Below are 17,083 nucleotides of genomic sequence, written 5' to 3'. Positions count from 1 at the left end.
GTGGCGATGCTCTCCGTGGTGGGCGTCCTGCTGGTCCTCCTGGCCGGGGCCGAGGCGGTGGTGGCCAGTCAGAACCGCCAGTTCACCAACGCGGCGCTGACCGAGACCGGCCCCCTGCGGGTGCAGGGGCAGGAGCTGCTCAGCGTCCTGCTCGACCAGGAGACCGGGGTCCGCGGGTACGCGGTCAGTGGTGACCGGGTCGACCTCCAGCCGTACGACCAGGGGCTCCGGCAGGAGCGTGAGGTCCTGGCCACGATGACCGAGCTGACCGACGACTACCCGGACATCTCCCAGGAGCTGCGGCTGGTCCAGGAGCGGGCCGAGCAGTGGCGGCGCACCGTCGCCGAGCCGGTGATCGCCGCCACCGGGGCCAACGGGCCGGCGGCCGGGCAGGCGCTCCTCACCGACGAGGCCCGGCAGCAGTTCGACGGGATCCGGGACGCCATAGAGGATCTCCAGGCCGAGATCCTCACCGCCCGGGAGCGGGTGGTGTCGGAGATCGAGCGGACCGGTGACCTGCTGGTCCTGCTGCTGGTCTTCGCGGGTGTGGTGGTCGCGGTGGCCGGGGCGCTGCTGCTGTTCTCGCTGGAGAAGATGGTGGTCCGCCCGCTGACGTCGTTGGCGTCGCAGGTGCGGGAGGTGGCCGACGGGGACTACCAGCACCGGATCGCCGGTTCCGGACCGCCGGAGTTCCTCGCCCTCGCCGAGGACGTCGACTCGATGCGGCAGAAGATCGCCCGGGACCTGGCCGAGGTCCGGGAGGCCCGGGAGCGGATCGAGTGGGTCAACAGCCAGTTGCAGAAGCAGGCAGAGGAGTTGGTCCGGTCCAACCGTGACCTGGAGCAGTTCGCGTACGTCGCCTCCCACGACCTCCAGGAGCCGCTGCGGAAGGTGGCCAGCTTCTGCCAGCTGCTCCAACGCCGGTACGCGGGCAAGCTCGACGAGCGGGCCGACCAGTACATCGCCTTCGCGGTGGACGGTGCCCAGCGGATGCAGCGCCTGATCAACGACCTGCTGGCCTTCTCCCGGATCGGTCGGCTGACCACCGGTTTCACCGACGTCGACATGAACAAGGTGATGGAGGACGTCGCCGGACAGACCGAGCCGGCCCGCCAGTACGTCGACGCCGAGTTGACCTGGTCTGGCCTGCCGGTGATCCGGGGTGAGGAACCGTTGTTGACCAACCTGCTGGTCAACCTGGTCAGCAACTCGGTGAAGTTCCGTCGCCCGGACGTGACGCCGAAGGTGCACGTCTCGGCGCGGCTGGTCGGTGACGAGTGGGAGATCAGCTGTCAGGACAACGGCATCGGGATCGAGCCGGAGTTCGCCGACAAGATCTTCGTCATCTTCCAACGGCTGCACTCCAAGGATGCCTACCCCGGCACGGGTATCGGGTTGGCTATCGTGAAGAAGATCGTGGAGTACCACGGGGGTCGGGTCTGGGTCGACACCGACACCGCGGAGGGGACGGCCATCAGGTTCACCCTCCCGGCGCGGGCCGAGGACGTCGAGGCCGCCGCCGGGACGGGCGGGGGTGACGGCGACTCGTCCGGGGCGGACGCGGCGTCGGTGGCCGGTGAACCTGTGGTGGACGACGCCCCGGCCGCCCCCGGCCCGGTCGGTGCCGGTTCCGGGGACGACGATGCGGGGCGGGACGGGCACGTCGTCCGGCAACCGCAGCCCAGGGACGCCACCGACCCGGCGGACACCCCGTCGGGTGGGGGTGGAGCGACAGGCACGAAGGAGACAGCGCGATGACCGCACCGGCGGACGGCAGGAGCCCGATCGAGGTGCTGCTGGTCGAGGACGATCCGGGTGACGTCCTGATGACCCAGGAGGCGTTCGAGGAGCACAAGCTCCGCAACCGGCTGACCGTCGTGTCGGACGGGGCCGAGGCCCTCGCCTACCTGCGCCAGGAGGGCCGGTACGCGGACGCCGTCTCCCCGGATCTGATCCTGCTCGACCTGAACCTGCCCCGCCGGGACGGCCGGGAGGTGCTGGAGGAGATCAAGAAGGACGAGCATCTCTGCCGGATCCCGGTGGTGGTCCTCACCACCTCCCAGGCCGACGAGGACATCCTGCGCAGCTACCAGCTGCACGCCAACGCGTACGTGACGAAGCCCGTCGACTTCGAGCGGTTCATCTCGGTGGTCCGTCAGATCGACGAGTTCTTCGTCAGCGTCGTCAAGTTGCCGCCCCGTGGCTGACCCGCTGCTCGACGACGTCGCGGCGCTGCTCCGGGAGACCGCCGCCGAGGTCGTCGTGCCGTTGTTCCGTCGGCTGGACGCCTCGGAGATCACCGAGAAGGCTCCCGGGGAGCTGGTGACCGTCGCCGACCAGCGAGCCGAGGAGATGATCTCCGCCGGGCTGCGCCGGTTGCGCCCCGGCTCGGTGGTGGTCGGCGAGGAGGCGTTCGCCGCCGATCCGACCCTGCTGCGGCACCTGCACGACACCGGGGACGTCTGGGTGGTCGACCCGGTCGACGGCACCGGCAACTTCGCCGCCGGGCGGCGTCCGTTCGCGTTGATGGTCGCCCTGCTGACCGACGGGGAGCCGGTCGCCTCCTGGGTGTTGGATCCCCTCGCCGACGACCTGGCGGTGGCCGGGGCGGGTGGGGGCACCCGGCTCAACGGTCGTCTGGTCGAACCGTCGACGCAGCCGGTCTCCCTCGACCGGCTGCGCGGACCGGCGATGACCCGGTTCCTTCCCCCCTCCACCCGGGCCCGGGTGGAGGCCGGGACCGCCGGGTTGGGGGAGTTGCTGCCGGGGCAGCACTGCGCCGGGCGGGAGTACCTCGACCTGTTGACCGGGGACCAACAGTTCGTGATCTTCTGGCGGACCCTGGCGTGGGACCACGCCCCGGGGGTGCTGCTGGTCCGGGAGGCGGGCGGGGTGGCCCGTCGTTTCGACGGTGCCGACTACCACCCGGCCCAGTCCGACAACGGCCTGCTCGTCGCCACCTCGGAACACGTCTGGTCAGTGGTCCACGAGGCCCTCCTCGGCCGGGAGTGACCCCGAAGGGGTTCGCTGAACGTGAATGAACGGGCGCGGTCTGTCGAGTTTTCCCCGCCTGGAGTCGCACCGGCCGGGTGGGCCGCGCCGGTTCCGGTATCGTGACCGACGGTCTCTGCCAGCCGGTGAGCCGGTCGGTGCCGTTGAGGGCCGCCACCGGCGGCCGACGGAGGGAAGCTTTTCGTGCCGAGGTCAATGTCAACCCGGCGGGGTGGTCACCTGTCGGGCCGCCACCCGCTGGTCGTTCTGCTCGCGGCCGTGACGCTGCTGCTCGGGGTCGGGGCGGTGCCCGCCCACGCGGCACCGGACGAGGGCGGGTCGAAGAAGCTGCGCGACGCACTGGAGTCCACCGCCAAGGGGCACATCGAGGCGAAGAACAAGCTGGAGGCCTCGAAGAAGCGTCAGAAGAAGCTCAGCGGTGAGCTCAAGACGATGGAAGACCGGCTGGACGGTCTCACCCAGCAGGTCAGCGAGGTGGCCGCCCACTCGTACCGGATGGGTCGACTGACCGCCCCGGCGATGCTGCTGGGCGCGGACACCCCCGACGCCTTCCTGGACCGGGTGGCCTCCCTGGACGTGATGGCCCAGCGGGACGGCAAGCGGATCCGCGACATGGTCGAAGCCCGGGACGAGGCGAACGAGGCCAAGCGCAAGCTCGACGCCGAGGTCCGCGAGCAGCAGAAGCAGGTCGCCGTGATGGCGAACAAGAAGAAGCAGGCCGAGCGGGCGCTCGCGGCGGTCAGCACCGGCAGCAGCGGCGGTTTCAGCGGCGGCAACTCCTCCTCGGCCCGCCCGGCACCGCGTAACTCCAACGGCTCCTGGCCCGGCGAGTCGTGCTCGGTGAACGACCCGACCCCGGCCAACGGCTGCATCACCCCCCGCACCCTGAACATGCTCCAGCAGACCCAGGCGGCCGGGTACAAGCGTTACGCCTCGTGCTTCCGCAGCGGCGGGTCGGGGGAGCACCCGAAGGGTCGGGCCTGCGACTTCTCGGCTGCCACCAACGGTTTCGAGGACCGCACCGCCACCGGCGGCGACAAGTCGTACGGGGACAGCCTCGCCGCCTGGCAGGTACGCAACGCCGACCGGCTCGGCATCCTCTACGTCATCTGGTACCGGCAGATCTGGCATCCGGGTACGGGGTGGCGGGCGTACAGCGGAAGCGGCAGTCCCGCCGCCGACCACACGAACCACGTTCACACCTCGATGTATTGACCCGGGCGGACAGGATGACTGCGTACCATCCCCACGATGAGTAGCTCGACGCCTGATGTGGCGGCCCCGGCCGCCGACGCGGATCCCCCACCGGTGCGTGCCCTGCCGAACGGGCTCGCCGCGTTCCTGGTCTTCTTCTCCAGCGGCGCCGTCCTGGTGTTGGAGACGGTGGCCCTGCGTCTGATCGGCCCGTACGTCGGGGTGACCCTCCAGGTCACCAGCGCGGTGATCGGTGTGGCCCTGGGGGCCATCGCGTACGGGGCGTGGGCTGGTGGATGGTTGGCCGACAGGTGGGATCCCCGACCCATGCTCGCCCCGGCGTTGCTGCTGTCCGGGATCGCCACGGCGGTCACCCTCCCGATGGTCAGGTACGCCGGTGAGGTGCTGCGGGGCAGCGCCGTCAGTGCCGTGCTGCTGTTGACGGCGCTGGCCGTGTTCGTCCCGGCGATGCTGCTCTCGGCGGTCACCCCGCTGGTGGTGAAGCTCCAGCTGGCCGACCTGCGCCGGACCGGGCAGGTGGTGGGGAAGCTCTCCGGGATCGGCACCCTGGGCGGCATCACCGCCACCCTGGCCACCGGGTTCGTGTTGGTGGCGGCGCTGACCAGCACCGCCATCGTGCTCGCCACTGCGATCGCCCTGGGCGTGGTCGGGATCGGCCTGTGGTTCTACTTTCGCCGTCAGGACGGGGCGGGCAAGCTGCCGGGGGCGTCGAAGCTGCGGGCCGGACTGGCGGTGGCGGGGCTCGTCGGGGCGGGGTTGACCACCGTCGCCCCGAACCCGTGCGACATCGAGACGGCGTACCACTGCGCGAGCGTGGACCCGGATCCGGCCCGCCCGGACGGTAGGTCGCTGGTGCTCAACTCGGCCCAGCACTCGTACGTCGACCTGGCCGACCCGACGCACCTGGAGTTCGCGTACACCCAGTGGTTCGGTGGGGTGTCGGACGTGGCCGCCCCGCCGGGGGCGCGGGTGGACGCCCTGCACATCGGTGGTGGCGGCTTCACCATGCCCCGCTACCTGGCGGCCACCCGGCCGGGCTCCGACAACGTGGTGTTCGAGATCGACGGCGGGCTCGTCGACCTGAGCCGGGAGAAGCTGGGCCTGACCACCGGCCCGCAGCTGCGGGCGGAGGTCGGCGACGCGCGGATGCTGCTGGTCGAGGAGCCGTCGGCGAGCCGGGACCTGATCGTCGGGGACGCCTTCGGGCACCTGGTGGTGCCCTGGCACCTGGCCACCCGGGAGATGGCGGCCGAGGTCGGTCGGGTCCTGCGTCCCGGGGGCGTCTACATGCAGAACGTCATCGACTACGGGCAGCTGCGTTTCATCCGCAGCGAGGCGGCGACGGTGGGAGCGGAGTTCGAGAACGTCGCCCTCGTCGCCCCGCCGGCCGCGCTGAGCGGGGACCGCAACGGCAGCAACTTCGTCATCGTCGCCTCCGACGCCCCGCTGCCGTTGGAGGCGTTGCGGGCCCGGCTGGACCAGCTTCCCGAGCCGGTACGGGTGCTCGCCGGTGCCGAGTTCGACGAGTTCGTCGGCGGGGCCCTGGTGTTGACCGACGACTTCGCCCCGGTGGACCAACTCCTCGGTGCCGCCTGATCGGGTGAAACCCGAGCCCGACCCGGCTCGAAAAGGTGTATGCAGGCCGGGTCGGGCAACACCTCCGACCATGGATGGAGTCGTCCGTAACGGCGCACGGCTGCTCGGTGGACGGTACCGACTGATCGAGGAACTCGGCTCCGGCGGAATGTCGGTGGTCTGGCGGGGCTACGACGAGGTGCTCGGTCGGCAGGTGGCGGTGAAGGTCCTCGCCACCGGGCTGGCCGCCGACCGGACCTTCCGGCGACGCCTGCGGATCGAGGCCCAGGCCGCAGCCCGGCTGTGCCATCCCCACATCACCGGCGTGTACGACTACGGCGAGTCCGACCAGGGCGGGCTCGCCGTCCCGTACGTGGTGATGGAGCTGGTGGACGGCGGGTCGCTGCACGCCCGGCTCGGCCGGGACGAGCGGCTGCCCTGGCGGGAGGCGGTGACGGTGGCCGCCGAGACGGCCTCGGCGCTGGCCACCGCGCACGCCCGGGGGGTGGTGCACCGGGACGTCACCCCGGGCAACGTGATGTTGACCGGGGCCGGGGTGAAGGTGGTGGACTTCGGCATCTCGGCGCTGGTCGGGGCGAAGGAGATGGGGGCCGACGGGGCGCTGCTGGGCACCCCGGCGTACCTGGCCCCGGAGCGGTTGGACGAGGGCCGGGTCTCACCGGCCGTCGACGTGTACGCGGTCGGCCTGCTGCTCTACCGGATGCTCACCGGTCGGCTGCCCTGGGACGCCAGTGGCACCACCGAACTGTTGCAGGCGCACCTGTTCCAGGACCCCGAGCCGATGCCCCCGGTGGTCGACCTGCCGACGCCCGTACGGGATCTGGTGCACAGCTGCCTGGCGAAGCGTCCGCAGGAGCGGCCGGGCAGCGCCGAGCTGGCCCGTACCCTCGCCGGGGCGGTGGGACTGCCGGTGGTGGTGCCGTTGCCGCCCACCCTGCCCCTGGATCCGGCGGTCCTGGCCAATGCGGGGACCACGATCCTGCCCCCGTCCTCGTCGACGGAAACGATGTCGACGGGCACGATGTCGACGGGCACGATGTCGACGGGCGCGACGTCGCCGGGTCGACCCCGACGGTTCTCGGCCCGACGCCGCCGGGTCGAGATGGGGGTGGCGGCAGTCGGGGTGGTGGCGGTGACCGCCGGGCTGTGGGGGTTGGCCGGACGGACTCCGGCCAGCGGCGACCAGGAACCGCCGACACAGGCCCGATTGGGGATCGAACCGCAGGTCAGCTGCGCTGTGGCGTACACCTTGAAGTCGGACGACGGGCGGAACTTCGCCGCGGACCTCACCGTGACGAACACCGGGCGGCGGGAGCTGCTGGACTGGACCGTCCGGTTCGCGTTCCCCGCCGCGCAGACCCTGACCAAACCCACCCCGACGGTACGCCAGCAGGGCAGCGACGTGGTCGTCCGGCCGACAGTGGGGCGTCCGCAGATCGCCCCGGGCGCCTCGGAGAAGGTGGCCCTGACCGGGAGGTACTCCGGGGTGAACCCGCTGCCTGTGGAGTTCCGGGTCGGCGAGACGAGGTGCGGCGTCCAGGTCGTCGCGGTGACCGCCCCCAAACCCAAGCCCGCGAAGCCGTCGAAGGTGGCCAAGCCGTCGAAGGTGGCCAAGCCGTCGAAGGTGGCCAAGCCGTCGAAGGTGGCCAAGCCCGCGAAGGTGACCCCCAAACCGTCGAAGGCGACCGCGAAGCCTTCGACGGCGGCCAAGCCCTCGAAGGTGCCCGCGAAGCCGTCGACAGCTGCCAGGTCTTCGACGTCGACACCCGAGTGACCTCGGAGCGAACGGCCATCAGGGGGTCAGGCGAGGTTGGCGAACTGCTGGACCTGGGCGATGCTGCCCTCCACCACCAGGATGCTGCCGGGGGCGAGGACGGTCTCCGGGGAGGCGTACCGGAACGTCTCCCCGGGGAGTTTCGCGCCGACGACCATCACGCCGTACCTGTCGACGGGGGTCACCTCACGCAGTGAGCGACCCTGCAACGATTCGGGGGTACGCACCTTGGCGATCGCGAAATCGTCGTCGAACTCGATGAAGTCGAGCAGTCGGCTGATGATCAGATGGGCGACCCGCTCGCCGGTCTCCGCCTCGGGGAAGACGACGTGCCGGGCACCGACCCGCTCCAGGATCTTGGCGTGCTGTTCGGAGGTGGCCCGCGCCCAGACCTCGGTCACGCCCAGCTCGACGAGGGCCAGGACGGTGAGGACGCTGGCTTCGACGGAGGCCCCGATGGCGACCACCACCCGTTCGTAGCCGGTCAGGTCGAGTTGGCGCAGCGCCCCCTCCTCGGTGGCGTCGGCCTGCACGACCCGGTCCAGATACGCCGACCACTTCTGCACCCGCTCGGAGTCGTGGTCGATGGCCAAAACCTCGTGGCCGAGTTGGCTCAGCGAGCTGGCGAGGTGGCAGCCGAACCGACCGAGTCCGATCACCGCCACCGCCCCCGTCCGGTGTCTTCTAGCTGACAATGGGTTGCTCCTCTGGGTAGCGGTAGAGCCGACGTCTGGTGTTCAGGGCGATCGCCGATCCGAGGGTGAGGGGACCGACCCGGCCGATGTACATCAGGGCGGCGAGGAGGTACTCGCCGGGGGCGCTGAGGCGTTCGGCGAGCCCGACGCTGAGTCCGGTGGTGCTGAACGCGCTGACCACCTCGAACAGGACCCGGTAGTCGCGGACGTCGTCGGCCGCCCCGATCAGGACCGTGGTGCCGGCGACGACGAGGGCGACGCTGAGCAGCGAGACTGTCAACGCCTGTCGTTGGGTGGAGCTGGCTACCCGTCGGTCGCCGACAGTGACGTCCGGTTCGCCGCGCAGTTCCGCCCAGATGACGAAGCCGAGGAGGAAGAAGGTGGCGACCTTGATGCCACCGGCGGTGCTGGCGCTGCCACCGCCGATGAACATCAGCGACACCAGCAGGGGGTAGCTCTCCTCGTCGAGGGCGCTGGTGTCGATGAACTGGAATCCTCCGGTCCGCAGGACCGCGTTCTGGGTGCCGACGGCGAGGACCTTGCCGAACCACCCGTACGACCCGATGGTGCGGGGGTTGGCCCATTCGGTGGCGAGCAGGGCGACGAAGCCGACCACCAACAGGACCAGGCTGCCCCAGATTGTCAGTTTGGTGGCCACCCCCCACCGGCCGGGGTGCCGCCAGGTGCGGGTGGCGTCGAGGATGGCCGGGAAGCCGAGCCCGCCGACGATCGTTCCGACGGCCAGCGGAACGCCGACCCAGGCGTCCCTGGCGAACCGGATCAGGCTGTCCGGGTAGAGCGAGAATCCCCCGTTGTTGAACGCCTGGACGGCGTGGAACAGGCCGTACCAGAGGGCCCGACCGGGTGGGTAGTCGTAGCCGAGCCAGAGCCGCCCGGCGAAGACCGCCGTGATCACCACCTCGGTGACCAGGGAGATCACCGCGATCCGCAGGAGGAGGCCCCTGACGTTGCCGATGCCGAACTCGGCGGTTTCGGCCTGGACGAGGAGCCGGTTGCGCAGGCCGAGCTGGCGGGCCACCACCAGGATCACCAGCGCCGCACCGGTGAGGATGCCGAGCCCGCCGAGCTGGGTGAGGACGGTGATCAGGACCAGCCCGTACGTGGACCAGTAGTCGTGGGTGTCGACCACTGACATGCCGGTCACCGAGACGGTGGAGGTGGCGGTGAACAGGGCGGTGCTGAACGGAGCCTGGTGCCGTCCGCTGGTGGCCTGGGGCAGCATCAGCAGGCCGGTGCCGAGCAGGATCGCCGCGAGGAATCCCACCGGCACCAGCCGTACCGGATGCTTCAGGAACCGGCGCACCTGACCAGCTTGGCGACTACGGGCCGGTCACGGTGGCCATTCGCGTTTACCGCGACGTACGCCTTCCGGCCGTCGGTCACCTGTGGGATCGGGCCTGTCGGCGGTCGCCTCGGGATTCCGCCAGTCCTGAGGGGCGACTGCTCCGGCTGCCGCCGTGACTGTTGTGGGGACGATGGCGGGACCTGCTGCCTCCGGGTGACACGAGGTGGGCGACCGCTGCGGCGTTCTGCTCGCGGGTGCTGTACATCCCGGTCCGCCGCAGGACAGTCGGCAGGAGCCCCCTGGACTCGATGTGGGTGACGAGGTTGGCCGCGTAGGGGGCGAGTTCCTGCCGTGCCTCGGCCAGGTCGGCCACCAGGTCCTCCCGGAGTGGCTGCGCGGCCTCGTACGCGGCCCGGATCTGCTCGGGGGTGGCGGAGGCGGGGAGGCCCGCTGTTGTTCGCCTGTCGAACTCGGCCAGTTCCCGTGTGTGGTACGTGACGTCGTTGCTGGCTGCCCGGACGTCCTCACGTGGGTTGGCCGCGTCGAAGGCAGCACGTTCGTCCCGGGGCAGGGCCTGCCGGACGGCGTCGAACCCCTGGTCGGCGATCAGTTGGTGGACAGTCGCCGGCGGGAGTGAATCCTCGTGGATCGGAAAGTCGGCGGCTTGTGGGTGGTTGAAGAAACTCATGGCAGACCTCTCGTCGGTGAAAATCTTTTTCACCGACGGGACGTACGCCGAACCCGTTCAACGTTTGTGCTTCAGGTAACACCTTTCCGCGTCCGCCCCCACGGCGGATTCCGGTCGTCGACTGTTCACCACGTGGTGCTCTACCTCCGGGGTGCCGGTGACGAGGGCCGGTTCTGCGGGGTGTGCCCGGGGGGCGGTGCCGAACTGCTGCTGGGTGCCGACCGTCCGTCCCGGTTCTGAAAGAAGTCGCGAGACTGTTGGAGGACGGCGCTGAGGGTGGGTTCCGGCGACGGGCTGGCCGAGCGCTCGAAGTTGTTGGCGGCGGTACGGTCGAAGTTCTGCTGGGTGAGAGCGAGGCCCGCGTTGGGGTTGGACATGCGGTCGTGGTAGCCGTGCTGGATGTTGAAGACGCTGTCGGCGTGCGGGTGGGAGGACATCGTCCGGCGGAACTCGGTCGCCGCCGCCGTGTCCAGCGTGACCTGCCGGGGCGGATTGTCGCGGAGCCACGCCTGCGGCGAGTGGTTCTGCGCGGCGATCTGCTTGTAGTCCCGACCGTCCGCCCGGGTGGTGGACTCGTAGTCGAAGGCACGCATCTGGGCGACCGAGTAGTTGGTGACGCTGGTCACCGTCGGCTCTCTGGTCCAGGCGTCGACAACAACGGACTCCGGGTTGAACGGTGGGCCGATGACCGGGGCGACGTGGTTGAAGCCCTCGACCTCCTCGCCGTTCCTGCCCTTCGCGACCGCGAAGTCCATCACGGTGATCTGGTCACCGATTTCCCGTCGCGGGTTGTGCAGGTGCACGTGGGCCAGGGTGACGACCTCTGCCGAGAAGTTCCCGCACTTGCCCTCGCCGATGCCACGAGCCAGGTTTGCTGCCTGGCCGTACATCGTGTGGAAGTCGGACTCCTGGAGTGCGTCCTCGGCGTCCAGGATCCTCTCCGCGTTCTCGGTGCTGTTGCCGCCGGTGCCGACAAACCGGTCCACCTGGTTCGCCGGGGTGAAAGCGTTCCGAGCCTCCGCAACGGCTATGCGGCCGAACTCCATCCGGGCGTCCCGCAGGTCGTTCTCCATCGCGTGTACCACAGAAAACACACCGACAGCCCGTTCCAGCCGCTGGTGTCCGGCAGCGTCGATCAGATGGGGGTTCTGCCGGGCGTGGTCACGGGCGGATGCGAGGAACTGCCGGAGTGGGTTGTCGACCTCGGCGCGAAGGTTCCGTTGGTAACCCTCGAATCTCTGGGATTCGGGAGAGTCGTACGCGGGACCTTCCCACAGGGGCCTGCTCCGCATCTCGGAGACGAATCTGTATCTCTCGAACACCTGCTCGTAGCGCTGCTGGATGTCCTGGTCGGGATACAGCCCCGCCAGGGTCGTCGGAAGTTCCTGGAGGTCCTGCATCAACTGGGACCGACGACCATCCAGGAGTTGCTGAACGTAGGCGATGTCGTTCATCGGAATTCTTGGCAACTTTTCCCCTCAGATATGTACGTTCGCGGTCTGCCGAGGACCTACCGGGGCATTCATGCTCATGCTAGCCGAGCAACGCGTACGATGTTCACTCGACGACTCGTCGGTGGACGACCCGGTCGGCAGGGCCTGCTGCCGGTGGGTAGGCTGTCTTGCCCGTTGGTAGCTTGACAGCTAGGAGTGGACGAGCCGATGCCAGACCTTCCGGGGCCAGACCAAATGGGACTTACCCCCGATGAGCAGTGGTTCGTGGGGGAGTCCGTCAAGAAGTCGTCGGATGCGTACTTGAATCAAACTCTCAGGATGAGTGAGGCGTCCCAGCGCGGGGACGTCGCCCAGCATCAGAAGGAGTTCGAGGCGGGGAACGCGAAGACACGGCAGTTGTGGCAGCAGTACCAGTACGAACTGCGGGCGGCAGTCGCCATGACGTCGAATGGGCGTCTGTTTCTCCAGGAGTTCGACCGACGAAACGGGGTCGACCAGGGCGCTGGTGTCGCCGCTGCCGCCGGGTTGACCTTCGGTGATCCGGCTTTGCACGGCGGCCGGGGCCAGCGTGCCGATCACCCCGGACACCCGCCGGCACGTCAGTGGAAGCCGCCCGCCGGTGGGCCGGACCCGAGCTGCCGCCTCATGTGAGGAGGCAGCCACCTTCGTCCGTTGACGCGATCGTACCGATGCGATCGCCGAGGGCGTGCGCTGCCGGTGCATGCTCCTCGCCCGACGGCCTGGTCGGATTCGCCGCCGGCTCCTAGTTGAGGGCCCGTGGCCGTTTGGCGTCGGGGCTGCTGTGGTCCGAGGGCGGGCGCTTGGGGGTCGCCCCGCTTGCGGGGCCGGGAGCGGTGCCCGGCAGTCGGAGCTGCGCGGCGTTCACCGAAAGAGGCGCTCCGGGCCGGTCGGCACCTGCACCCTCGTGGGGGAGATGCTGCTGAAGGGCGTGAACTGCCTTGTAGTAGAGGGTGGATTCCCTGAGGCCGACGTCCTCCAGGAGCTTGCACACGCCCCTGTACGTGTTGATTCCCTGGCTTCTCGACATCGCATCCAGTCGGTCCAATGGTTTGTGGTCGTGGTTGGCCTCTTCGTCGATGATCATCCGTAGGTCGTTCAGTTTATCTGGGTTTATCTTGCTGATCGCCTCCCCCCAGGTTGTCTGACTCTCCAGTCTCCTGGCTTGGTGCGGTAGCTCTGGTTCACTACGCTGCCATACCCCGAGGGCGCGGTGCATCGCGGTGAGGTGACCACGCGCGCTTCCGAATCTTCCCAGAATCTCTTTCTTGGTGTTTTGTAGATCAAGGTCGAACAAGCCCGGTCCGGGTGCCTCTTGGATTCCCCGCATCAGGTCGACTACCTTGCGGATCTCGGCTATCACAGTCTGGGCACCAGAGTTGGTAATTGCTGGTGCAGTGGCCAGCCGCCCGGTGGCATCCGCCGCGCGGAGAAGCTCCTCTTGGTGCTCCCGAGGGCCCCTCAATCGCCTTTCAGTGAGCGCTAGGTAGTTTCGGGCCAAGCCCAGTCGTTGGCTCGAAAAAACCATGTCGGATGAAAATTCCTTCAATTCTTGCCCAATTATCGGGAACGCTTCTGCAATGCTTCCCGGATCGGACGCACTGGACAGACTTTCCTGAACGGAAGCCATTCTCCTGATGGCGGTTTCGATCTGCTGGCGGGCTTCCGTGGCGAAAGTCAGCGCCCGCTCTATGACAGTCGATGCCGGAGTGATTTCGTGCCACAGTTCAATGGTGGCCCGCTGGCGGGACATCTCTGGGTTCTGCGTGCTTCGGACGGTGTTCCCGTCCTCGTCGGTGCGGCTCCAGACGTCCGGAGCGGTTTGCTCCCATTGCGTGGTTCGGTTACCGGAATCCACTGGATCCGCCTCTCGTTTTCTTCTGATCGGTTGCCGGGTGGGCAGCAGCAAAGGCCCGGTAGGTCGGTGCGGCGCTGCTCTGCGTCGGGGTCTGCATCGGGCTCGTCGGCGTTCGCGTGTACGCCGCATTTCGAGCCAGCCAGAGGTCGCTGAAAACGGTCAGTTTCTCGTTGGCCTCCTCCTGCCGCTCCCTCAAACTCCCGATCGCATCCAGTCTCGCGCTGAAACGTCGGTGTGCGCTGCCCGCAGCGTGCACCGGGCTACCGCGTACAGCTGTCCTGTGCAGTTCGGCGGACCTGTTCCAGAGACCAGCGATTCTCAGGTCGTCGGGGGATTCCTGTGGTCCATCAGACGGCTGGGCGGTTTTCGACGGCTGGGCGCGGAGGATGTCGCGTGTCGTCGCCGCCAGGTCACGAATCAGGGCCACCTGCTCGTTTGCGTACTTCGTCAACTCGTTGCCGCTGACCTCGTCGGTGGCGGCGATGGTGCGTACCGTCTCCCACATCAGGGCCTGGGCCTTGTACTGGGCGTCGAGCGCGGCCCGCAGGGGCTCCTCGGCCGCGCGGCGGTGCTCAACGGCCACATCGATCTGATGTTCACTGATCGTGCCGTGCAGCAGCGGACTCAGCTGCTCGATGGTGGTGGTGACGGGCTTCGCCGCCCTCTCGCAATGGAGCAGGACGGACTGTTGGTGCTGCTTCGCAGCGAGGGTCAGGGTCTCGAACCTCGCCCCGAGGTCTGCAACCTCGGTGTCGGTCGTGAGTGCGTGGGGAGCGGTCGGCTGACGGGCCTGCTCCGAACCGGTGAGTCCTTCTTCCAGTCGGCTCAGGAAGTCGTCGAGGGACTGAGAATCGGGTGGCATCGTCGGGTTCCTCCGCCGAGGTGCGTGTCGTCGTCGGGCTGCTTGGCCTCTACCGACGACGGACGCGGCGGTCCCCCGGTTCGACCGCAGGTCAGGTGATCCCCACCTCACCCCGCCGCCCCGAGCGCCCCGCCACCCGGATGCAAGGAAGGGCCCCTTGTTATCGCTTTCGGTATAGGAAGGGACCCTTCCTAACGGAGCGATCCCGGGCACGCCTCGCCCGCTGACCTCCGAGCCCACGCCGCCCGCGTTGATCAAGGGGTTTGCGTCAGGTTTCGCCACCCACGATGACGCAAACCCCTTGATCACCGGGGCGCAGGGGCGGGGTTCAGGGGCGGCCGGGGTTCAGGGGCGGGGTTCAGGGTCGGGGTGAGGGGGCGGGCCGGGGCGGGGTGAGGGGGCGGGGTTGGCGCAGGGGCTCAGGAACAGGGGGCAGCGCTGGGGTCAGCCCGGCTGTTCTGGCCGTTCGGCGACGTAGGTACCCCGTCCCTGGTAGCCGATGATGAGGTTTCGGTCGTGCAGGATGGCGAGCGCGCGATACACGGTGTTGTTGCTGACCTCGTATTGGGCGGCAAGTTGGCTGGTCGACGGCAACTTGTCGCCGGGCTTGAGTTCGCCGCTACTGATCTTGGCGACGATCTCGTCGACGATGCGACGGAATGATGGCTGTGCTGTGGGCATGGTGAGGACTCCGGTTGGTTCGGCACCACCGATCATGCCCGACCTGCTACAGCAACTGCAATAAGTAGACGCGCGGATACGCAGGGCTAGACTAGGGTTAGTAAGTCGAGTAAGTTGCTGGTGTCCACTCCGGTTGGTTCGGCAAGCCTGTGGAGTGTGGACACCAAGGTTGGCTGCGGGGCCGTACCGCCGATTGAGGCTGCGGTCCCGGGGCCGGCGGCCCGGTCCGTCCCTCGTCGCGGACCGGGCCGCCATCCAGCATCGGCTCCGAGCTTCTGTCCAGGAAGGCGACGTCATGCGTACCCTGTTCTCCCGGTTCCGGCGGGCGCTCCGGCGGCCCGAACCGGTCCCCCCGCCCGTGGTGACCCGGCCACCGGGTTCGGGTTGGTACCGCGCGGCCTCCTGCCGCCGCCTCACCCCCGCCCAGATCCGACACCGGCAGTTCCGCACCGTCCGACGCGGCCTCGACCCCATCGAGGTGTACGCCCACCTGCATCGGATCGCCGGGGAACTCGCCCAGATCCGGCAGGATCTTGGCACCGCCACCGAGGAGAACACCCGGATCAAACTGGCCCTGCGCACCTGGCAGTCCCAGTTCACCCCGGGGGGTCGCTGGTGAACGTGCCACGGTTCGTGGTGCACCTGCCGGTGGCCGCCGAGGATCTCGACACCGCCCGCCGGTACGCCCGGGTCATCGGCCGGGCCGTCAGCTTCCTCGGTAACGTCGACCGGGCCGAGACGACGGTGTCCTACGAGGACGCGCAGGGCGTACACCATCGGGTCTTCTGTGATCGTCTCCTGGGCAGTGGTCGGCGCTGCCCCCGCAACGCCGACCACCACGGCGACTGCTGACCCGATCTACCTCTGCTGGGACGGCTGCCGACTCGGCTTGTGGAACTGATTGCCGGCGACCGGAATGACCGGGCTGGTGGCGGTTTCGGGCGGGGGTGGCGTGCCCTGCCGCGACCCCGGATGCCCCGGCCCCTGCATGGTCGCCACCGCATAGGTGTAATCCGCCTTACTGGTGGTGCGCGCGTGCGGGGGCAGCGGCGGACTTCCGCTGGGAAGCGGCTGCGGAGCGAGGGCTTCGTCTGCCGTGATCGCGTGCGGGGCCAGTGGCAACTCCGGCTCGACCCGCAGCTTGCCGGTGAACGTTCCCAGGGAGGTGTTGAGGTCTTTCTGGAATGCGGCCATCTTGTTGACGCCTGTTCGGCAGTTCGTCTGGAGCTCCGCCAGCTTCGGCAGTATGGCTGTTTCCCCCCGGCTGGACAGGGCAGTCCTGACGTCGATCTGCTTGTCCGCCTGGTGTAGGAGTCGTGTCAGCGCTTTCTCCTGTTCCTTTTCCAGATTCTCGATTGCAAGCGATCTGCGGATGTCGATTCCGCGTTGTGCCTTGGCGGCTTCAGTCAGCTGCCTCATGGCCTGTTCCTGCATGGTGGCTGCCGACGACATCTGTTTCAGGGCGTCCTGTTGGTAGTTGAGTGGCGTCCTCCTCTCGAATCTTTCGTTGGGTATCGGGCCGGTCTTCCCGGCCAATTCGTTGAGGCGTCCCGATGCGCGCTCCTCGAACTTCTCGGCGACTTCGAGGTAGGTGAGGGCCTGCTCCTGGCTGTTGTAGGCCATGTCCAACTGCAAGGCCGTTATGGATTCCGAAGTGGTGACGCTGTCACTTGAGCCCAGAAATCTATTCGAACTGGCCCTCTGGTCCCATCGGTCCTGCAGGCTCTTCCACGCGTCTGCTAAAGGATGTCTCGTAACTCGGTGATGGCGTTGCCGGTCAACGGTGTTGGTGTCACCCGGTCAGGATGATGTTGTGGAGGTGGGCGATGCCGGATGCGGTGTCGGCCAGTGTGCTGGCGGCGCGTCGGTAGTCGCGGAGGATCTTGTAGGTCTTCATGCGGGCGAGGGCGTGTTCGACCTGGGC

Annotated in this window: 17 protein-coding genes and 1 pseudogene; 9 read left to right on the top strand and 9 right to left on the bottom strand. The window is 68.5% G+C overall.

Going from position 1 to position 17,083, the window contains the following annotated elements; all coding sequences use genetic code 11:
• Nucleotides 1–6 precede the first annotated feature (6 nt).
• From ABT336_RS01680 to ABT336_RS01655, 6 genes are all read left to right on the top strand, one after another.
• A complete protein-coding gene (locus ABT336_RS01680) occupies nt 7–1,758 on the top strand; it encodes a sensor histidine kinase (protein ID WP_350894643.1) in 1,752 nt (583 codons plus the stop codon).
• Entirely contained in the window at nt 1,755–2,207 is a 453-nt protein-coding gene (locus ABT336_RS01675) for a response regulator (protein ID WP_350894539.1), read from the top strand. Before ABT336_RS01680 ends, ABT336_RS01675 begins: the two co-directional genes overlap by 4 nt.
• On the top strand, nt 2,200–3,012 hold the full coding sequence (locus ABT336_RS01670) for an inositol monophosphatase family protein (RefSeq protein WP_350894538.1): 813 nt from the start codon (nt 2,200–2,202) through the stop codon (nt 3,010–3,012). The genes ABT336_RS01675 and ABT336_RS01670 overlap by 8 nt, the downstream gene beginning before the upstream one ends.
• Before the next feature lie 195 nt (nt 3,013–3,207).
• The gene (locus ABT336_RS01665; RefSeq protein ID WP_350894537.1) at nt 3,208–4,227 is read left to right on the top strand and encodes a coiled-coil domain-containing protein; all 1,020 of its coding nucleotides are present in this window, start codon (nt 3,208–3,210) and stop codon (nt 4,225–4,227) included.
• Nucleotides 4,228–4,263: 36 nt separating this feature from the next.
• Complete coding sequence (locus tag ABT336_RS01660; protein WP_350894536.1) at nt 4,264–5,823, top strand: fused MFS/spermidine synthase; 1,560 nt, start codon at nt 4,264–4,266, stop codon at nt 5,821–5,823.
• A gap of 70 nt (nt 5,824–5,893) precedes the next feature.
• Nucleotides 5,894–7,597 carry a protein kinase domain-containing protein gene (locus ABT336_RS01655; protein ID WP_350894535.1) on the top strand — a complete coding sequence of 568 codons (1,704 nt, stop codon included), beginning with the start codon at nt 5,894–5,896 and terminating at the stop codon, nt 7,595–7,597.
• Nucleotides 7,598–7,623: 26 nt separating this feature from the next.
• Here ABT336_RS01655 and ABT336_RS01650 read toward each other — a convergent pair whose 3' ends face one another.
• The 4 genes from ABT336_RS01650 to ABT336_RS01635 all read right to left on the bottom strand — a co-directional run bounded on the left by ABT336_RS01650 (nt 7,624) and on the right by ABT336_RS01635 (nt 11,740).
• Nucleotides 7,624–8,292, bottom strand: coding sequence for a potassium channel family protein (locus ABT336_RS01650; protein ID WP_350894534.1), 669 nt, complete (start codon nt 8,290–8,292; stop codon nt 7,624–7,626).
• Nucleotides 8,282–9,616, bottom strand: coding sequence for a TrkH family potassium uptake protein (locus tag ABT336_RS01645; protein ID WP_350894533.1), 1,335 nt, complete (start codon nt 9,614–9,616; stop codon nt 8,282–8,284). The genes ABT336_RS01650 and ABT336_RS01645 overlap by 11 nt, the downstream gene beginning before the upstream one ends.
• A gap of 76 nt (nt 9,617–9,692) precedes the next feature.
• Nucleotides 9,693–10,286 carry a hypothetical protein gene (locus tag ABT336_RS01640; protein ID WP_350894532.1) on the bottom strand — a complete coding sequence of 198 codons (594 nt, stop codon included), beginning with the start codon at nt 10,284–10,286 and terminating at the stop codon, nt 9,693–9,695.
• A 140-nt stretch (nt 10,287–10,426) separates the two neighbouring features.
• A complete protein-coding gene (locus ABT336_RS01635) occupies nt 10,427–11,740 on the bottom strand; it encodes a hypothetical protein (protein WP_350894531.1) in 1,314 nt (437 codons plus the stop codon).
• A 318-nt stretch (nt 11,741–12,058) separates the two neighbouring features.
• Here ABT336_RS01635 and ABT336_RS01630 point away from each other — a divergent pair, with 318 nt between their 5' ends.
• Entirely contained in the window at nt 12,059–12,391 is a 333-nt protein-coding gene (locus ABT336_RS01630; protein ID WP_350894530.1) for a hypothetical protein, read from the top strand.
• Between the two features lie 112 nt (nt 12,392–12,503).
• Here ABT336_RS01630 and ABT336_RS01625 read toward each other — a convergent pair whose 3' ends face one another.
• The 3 genes from ABT336_RS01625 to ABT336_RS01615 all read right to left on the bottom strand — a co-directional run bounded on the left by ABT336_RS01625 (nt 12,504) and on the right by ABT336_RS01615 (nt 15,159).
• On the bottom strand, nt 12,504–13,616 hold the full coding sequence (locus ABT336_RS01625; protein WP_350894529.1) for a hypothetical protein: 1,113 nt from the start codon (nt 13,614–13,616) through the stop codon (nt 12,504–12,506).
• Nucleotides 13,603–14,478: a hypothetical protein gene (locus tag ABT336_RS01620; protein ID WP_350894528.1), complete on the bottom strand. Its 876-nt coding sequence runs from the start codon at nt 14,476–14,478 to the stop codon at nt 13,603–13,605. Before ABT336_RS01620 ends, ABT336_RS01625 begins: the two co-directional genes overlap by 14 nt.
• 444 nt (nt 14,479–14,922) lie before the next feature.
• On the bottom strand, nt 14,923–15,159 hold the full coding sequence (locus ABT336_RS01615) for a GntR family transcriptional regulator (RefSeq protein ID WP_350894642.1): 237 nt from the start codon (nt 15,157–15,159) through the stop codon (nt 14,923–14,925).
• A gap of 295 nt (nt 15,160–15,454) precedes the next feature.
• Between ABT336_RS01615 and ABT336_RS01610 the strand changes: the two genes are divergently transcribed.
• Complete coding sequence (locus tag ABT336_RS01610; RefSeq protein WP_350894527.1) at nt 15,455–15,778, top strand: DivIVA domain-containing protein; 324 nt, start codon at nt 15,455–15,457, stop codon at nt 15,776–15,778.
• The gene (locus ABT336_RS01605; RefSeq protein WP_350894526.1) at nt 15,775–16,011 is read left to right on the top strand and encodes a hypothetical protein; all 237 of its coding nucleotides are present in this window, start codon (nt 15,775–15,777) and stop codon (nt 16,009–16,011) included. Before ABT336_RS01610 ends, ABT336_RS01605 begins: the two co-directional genes overlap by 4 nt.
• Before the next feature lie 6 nt (nt 16,012–16,017).
• On the opposite strand, the gene ABT336_RS01600 is transcribed toward ABT336_RS01605, so the two are convergent.
• Both ABT336_RS01600 and ABT336_RS01595 read right to left on the bottom strand, forming a co-directional pair.
• Nucleotides 16,018–16,782: a hypothetical protein gene (locus ABT336_RS01600; RefSeq protein ID WP_350894525.1), complete on the bottom strand. Its 765-nt coding sequence runs from the start codon at nt 16,780–16,782 to the stop codon at nt 16,018–16,020.
• 169 nt (nt 16,783–16,951) lie between these two features.
• Nucleotides 16,952–17,083 (bottom strand): annotated as a pseudogene (locus tag ABT336_RS01595) (IS5/IS1182 family transposase); the annotation flags it as partial.

It is taken from the genome of Micromonospora sp. NPDC000207 (assembly GCF_040300925.1).
Classification (GTDB): domain Bacteria; phylum Actinomycetota; class Actinomycetes; order Mycobacteriales; family Micromonosporaceae; genus Micromonospora.
The sequence above is the reverse complement of the archived record's forward strand: the minus strand, read 5'-3'. Positions and strand labels throughout refer to the sequence as shown.